This window comes from Desulfovibrio sp. 1188_IL3213 (genome assembly GCF_036763145.1).
In the GTDB taxonomy this organism is placed as follows: Bacteria; Desulfobacterota; Desulfovibrionia; order Desulfovibrionales; family Desulfovibrionaceae; genus Desulfovibrio.
The window spans coordinates 1-5196 of record NZ_JBAIYR010000146.1; the positions used below are offsets into that span (position 1 = coordinate 1).

The 5196-nt window shown below is 60.9% G+C and carries 5 protein-coding genes; all 5 read left to right on the forward strand.

What is annotated here, in order from left to right:
* Positions 1–144 precede the first annotated feature (144 nt).
* Complete coding sequence (aroQ, locus tag V6C16_RS07480) at positions 145–603, forward strand: type II 3-dehydroquinate dehydratase (RefSeq protein WP_333534935.1); 459 nt, start codon at positions 145–147, stop codon at positions 601–603.
* A gap of 109 nt (positions 604–712) precedes the next feature.
* Positions 713–1294 carry a 4Fe-4S dicluster domain-containing protein gene (locus tag V6C16_RS07485; RefSeq protein ID WP_333534933.1) on the forward strand — a complete coding sequence of 194 codons (582 nt, stop codon included), beginning with the start codon at positions 713–715 and terminating at the stop codon, positions 1292–1294.
* Positions 1291–2211, forward strand: coding sequence for a CoB--CoM heterodisulfide reductase iron-sulfur subunit B family protein (locus V6C16_RS07490; RefSeq protein WP_333534932.1), 921 nt, complete (start codon positions 1291–1293; stop codon positions 2209–2211). The genes V6C16_RS07485 and V6C16_RS07490 overlap by 4 nt, the downstream gene beginning before the upstream one ends.
* A complete protein-coding gene (locus V6C16_RS07495) occupies positions 2208–4169 on the forward strand; it encodes a CoB--CoM heterodisulfide reductase iron-sulfur subunit A family protein (RefSeq protein ID WP_333534931.1) in 1962 nt (653 codons plus the stop codon). Before V6C16_RS07490 ends, V6C16_RS07495 begins: the two co-directional genes overlap by 4 nt.
* Positions 4157–5196 (forward strand): hydrogenase iron-sulfur subunit (locus V6C16_RS07500; RefSeq protein WP_333542961.1); only part of this gene is annotated, 1040 nt, incomplete at its 3' end. The genes V6C16_RS07495 and V6C16_RS07500, both read left to right, overlap by 13 nt.

A 5196-nucleotide genomic window follows, 5' to 3' on the forward strand; every position in this document is an offset into this window, starting at 1 on the left:
GGCGCACATTGCGAGGCACGGCCCCTTGCCAGACCACGCCTGCGGCGCAACGCGGCCACATGTCGCCGCAGGACTGCATAATCCGGCGGCAGCCGTTGCAATAACCGCCAGTCTGAATGTTCGGCAGGCGAAAACGAGGTTCCTATGCGCATACTGGTTCTGCACGGGGTCAACCTGAACATGTTCGGCAGGCGAGACCCGGCCCACTACGGCAGCGCCACCCTGGCCCAGATAGATGACGCCCTGACGTCTCTGGGCAAGGAACTCGGCGTTACGGTAGAGAGCTTTCAGACCAATCACGAAGGCGTCATGGTGGAGCGCATCCACAAGGCCGCGGATGAGGACGTGCAGGCCGTCGTCATCAATGCCGGAGCCTGGACGCACTATAGCCATGCCATTGCCGACGCCCTCGCCATACTGGAAATTCCTGTGGTCGAGGTGCACATGTCCAACGTGCATGCGCGAGAAAATTTCAGGCACCATTCCGTGCTGTCGCCCGTCTGCGCGGGCAGCATCTGCGGCTTCGGGCCGTCGAGCTATCTTCTCGGCCTGCGGGCCGCGCTTGATGCGGCGGCCAACACGGCCGGAAAGGTGCGTACCTGAAAGGTTCCACTGCCCTGGAACTGGCTTTTTGCGGTGTTCTGCGTTACGCCCTGAGACATTCTTGACTTGTCCGGGGTTTCCCACAACAGCCTCTAACCAGAGAGTTCACATGAACGACGCCATCAATCTGAGCCGGATGCGCGACGCCGCCTTTACGGCGGAAGTGGAGGCGCTAAGCGGCCAAAATGTTTCAACCTGCTACCAGTGCGGCAACTGTACAGCCGGCTGCCCCGCAGGCCTTGTCTATGACCGGCAGGTCAGCCAGATCATGCGCGCCGTACAGCTTGGCCTCAGGGATGAAGTGCTGAATTCGCGCTCTATCTGGATGTGCCTTTCCTGCTCGACCTGTAGTCTGCGCTGTCCTAATAATATCGACGTTGCGGGTATAATGGAGACCCTACGCCACATGGCCCGCAAAGAAGGCCGCGTGACTGTACCCAAGGTGGAAAAGTTTTGGTTTTCCTTCCTTGATACAGTGCGTGCCTTTGGCCGCACCTATGAAATTGGCACCATGGCCCTGTATATGATGCGCTCCATGCGCGTGTTCACTGACGTGGATCTTGCCCCGGAAGCCCTCAAAAAAGGCAAGCTGGGTCTCAAACCCCACGTGCTGCCCCAGGGAGCCGCCCCGGTTTCGCGCATTTTCGAGCGTTATAAAGAACGCGCCAAGCGCGAGGGGGTGCGCCCATGAATTTTGCCTACTACCCCGGCTGCTCGGCCCGAGGCTCTTCCAAGGACTATGAAATGTCCACCCAGGCCGTGTGCAAGGCGCTGGACATGAACCTGGTGGACATTCCGGACTGGAACTGCTGTGGCTCCACCCCGGCCCACGCCGTGGACACCGAGCTTTCCGCAGCCCTTTGCGTGCGCAACCTCGACATTGCTGCCCAGCAGCAGGCCGAACTGCTGCTCACGCCCTGCCCGAGCTGCCTTTCCAACCTCAAACTGGCCTCAAAGCGCATGGAAGACCCCGCGTTTCGCCAGCGTGTGGACGAACTGCTCGACGGCCCCTCGGCCAAGGCATTTCCTCCTGTGACCTCGGTCATGCAGGGCATTGCCGAAGCCTATGATATGGAAACCATCGCCGCCCGGGTGCGCAAGAGCCTCAAGGGCCTCAGGCTGGCCGCCTATTACGGCTGCCTCATGAGCCGCCCGGCGGAGGTCATGAACTTCGGCGATCCGGAAAATCCCACCCTTATGGAAAGCATGCTCGCCGCCTGCGGCGCGGAAATGGTGGACTTTCCCCTCAAGACCGCCTGCTGCGGCGCGTCGTTCGGCATTCCCGAACGGGTGATGACCGCCCGCAACTCCGGGCGAATTCTCGACCTTGCCACCCAGCTTGGCGTGGATGCCGTTATCGTGGCCTGCCCGCTTTGCCAGATGAACCTTGACCTGCGCCAGGAGCAGGCATCCAAGGAAATGGGTACGGCCTTCCGCCTGCCGGTGCTCTACTTCACCCAGATGATGGGCATAGCCTTTGGCCTTGACCACAAGGAACTGGGGCTTAACAAACTGCGCGTCAGCCCTGACGGCCTCATCCGCAAGCTGGACGAACTCCGGCGCAATTCCGCCGCCGCAGACAAGGCCGCTGAAGGAGGCAGGTCATGAGAATAGGCGTTTTCGTCTGCCATTGCGGCAGCAATATCGGCGGCACCGTTGACTGCGCCAAGGTGGCTGAAATTGCCCGCACCTATCCTGACGTGGTGTATGCCGACGACCCCATGTACACCTGTGCCGAACCCGGCCAGGCAGCCATTGAGGCTGCCATTCACGAGCACAAGCTTGACGGCGTTGTGGTGGCTTCCTGTTCGCCCCGCATGCACGAGCCGACCTTCCGCCGCACGGTGGAACGCGCGGGGCTCAACCGCTACATGCTCGAAATGGCTAACATCCGCGAGCATGTCTCGTGGATCGGCCGCGACAAGGAAGCCAATACCAACAAGTCTGCGGAACTGGTTTTGCTGGCGGTTGAAAAACTGCGCAACAACAGGCCGCTGCTTGCCAAAAGCTTTGACGTCAACAAGCGCGTGCTGGTCATCGGCGGCGGCGTGGCGGGCATTCAGGCCGCCCTTGACTGCGCCGACGGCGGCGTGCCTGTGGTGCTTGTGGAACGCGATGCCACCATCGGCGGCAAAATGGCAAAGCTGGACAAGACCTTCCCCACTGTGGACTGCTCGGCCTGCATTCTCGGCCCCAAGATGGTCGACGTGGCGCAGCATTCCAACATCACGCTGTACGCCTATTCCGAGGTGGAAGACATCTCGGGCTACGTGGGCAACTTTACGGTGAAAATCCGCAAGCGTTCCACCTATGTGGACTGGAGCCTCTGCACCGGCTGCGGCGCCTGCACCGAAAAATGCCCCAGCAAAAAAACGCCCGACGCCTTTAACGAACTGATCAGCAACACCACGGCCATCACCATTGCCTTTCCCCAGGCCATTCCCAAAAAGGCCGTCATCAATGCCGAGCACTGCCGCCAGTTCATCAAGGGCAAGTGCGGCGTTTGCGCCAAGATATGCCCCACCGGGGCCATCAAGTATGATATGGAAGATGAGATCATCACCGAAGAGGTGGGCAGCATCGTGGCCGCCACCGGCTATGATCTCATGGACTGGACCGTGTATCAGGAATACGGCGGCGGCGCGTACCCCGATGTTATCACCTCCCTGCAATACGAACGGATGCTCAATGCCTCCGGCCCCACGGCCGGACATATCAAGCGCCCCTCGGACGGCAAGGAACCCAAGAACATCGTCTTTGTGCAGTGCGTCGGCTCGCGTGACAAATCCATCGGGCGGCCCTACTGCTCCGGCTTCTGCTGCATGTATACGGCCAAGCAGGCCATTCTGACCAAGGACCATATTCCGGATTCCCAGTCCTATGTCTTCTATATGGACATCCGCGCCGCAGGCAAGATGTACGACGAGTTTACCCGCCGCACCATGGAAGAATACGGCACGGAGTATATCCGCGGGCGCGTCTCGCAGATATACCCCGACGGTCAGGGACAGCTTGTGGTCATGGGCGTGGACACGCTTATGGGACAGGCCATTGAAGTCAAGGCCGACCTCGTGGTTCTGGCTGTGGGCATCGAGGCCAGCAAGGGCGCGCCCCAACTGGCTGAAAAGCTGCGCATCTCCTACGACAGCTACGGCTTCTTCATGGAAAGCCATGTGAAGCTCAAGCCCGTGGAAACCAATACCGCCGGTGTGTATCTGGCGGGCGTGTGCCAGGGAACCAAGGACATCCCCGCTTCCGTGGCCCAGGGTTCGGCAGCGGCTGCCAAGGTGCTGGCCCTCTTTGCCAAGGACAAGCTGGAAAGCGACCCGCAGATCGCCCAGGTGGACATGCGCCGCTGCGTCAACTGCGGCAAGTGCATCCAGTGCTGCCCCTTCGGTGCCATCAAAGAGGTGGAAATCCGGGGCGAGGGCAAGGCCCAGGTTATCGAAACCGTATGCCAGGGCTGCGGGCTTTGCACTGCCACCTGCCCCCAGGGGGCCATCCAGCTTTCACACGCCACAGACAACCAGATTCTTGCGGAGGTTAACGCGCTATGCCAGCTTTAGAAGGCAAAGAATTGCGGATTGTGGGTTTTCTCTGCAACTGGTGCTCCTATGGCGGCGCCGACACAGCCGGTGTGGCCCGCGCCACACAGCCCACGGATCTGCGTATCATCCGCGTGCCCTGCTCGGGCCGCATAGACCCGCTGTTTATCGTCAAGGCCCTGCTTAACGGGGCGGACGGCGTGCTGGTTTCCGGCTGCCACCCGCGTGACTGTCACTATGCGGCTGGCAATTTCTACGCCCGCCGCCGTCTTGAAGTGCTCAAGCAGTTTCTGCCTGTGCTCGGTATTGACGACCGCCGTTTTGAATACACCTGGGTTTCGGCTTCCGAAGGCCAGCGCTGGCAGCAGGTGGTCACGGTCTTCACCGACCGCATCCACAAGCTCGGCCCCGCGCCGCGCCTGGAAGACCCCGAACCGCTGCTCAAGATCGCCGACATGGCGCTGACCTCCCTGCGGCCTTTGGGTACAGGGCAAAAGGCCGCCCTTGGCGAGCTCAAGGACGCTATCAAGGCCAAACTGCCCGAGCTGGACTTTGTCATCGGCTGGGGCCAAGGCTACGATGCCGCCCATACAGTGCCCATCTTCATGAAAACCCCCGAAGATGTGGACAAGCTCGTGTGGGGACCGCTGAACGTCAATAACCCGGCCGTCTACCTGCCCTCGTTCAAGGGAAAAAAAGTGGGCATTGTGGTCAAGGGCTGTGACTCGCGCTCGGTGGTGGAACTGCTGCAGGAAAAGCTCATCCGCCGCGAAGACGTGACCATTTTCGCCATGCCCTGCGAAGGCACGCTGGATATGGCCCGCGTCACCCAGGAACTTGGACGCTACACCAGTATTGACAAGGTGGAATATGACGAGGCCGGGGTCACCATCACGGCCGACGGCAAGCCCCACCGCTTCTGCATGACCGACTACGCCCAGGGCAAATGCTATGGCTGCACCACCCCCTCGGCCGTTCTTGCGGACACGCGCCTGGGTACGCCCGAAAAAGTGGAAGCCGGCCCGCACACCCCGTCCGAACTGGCCCT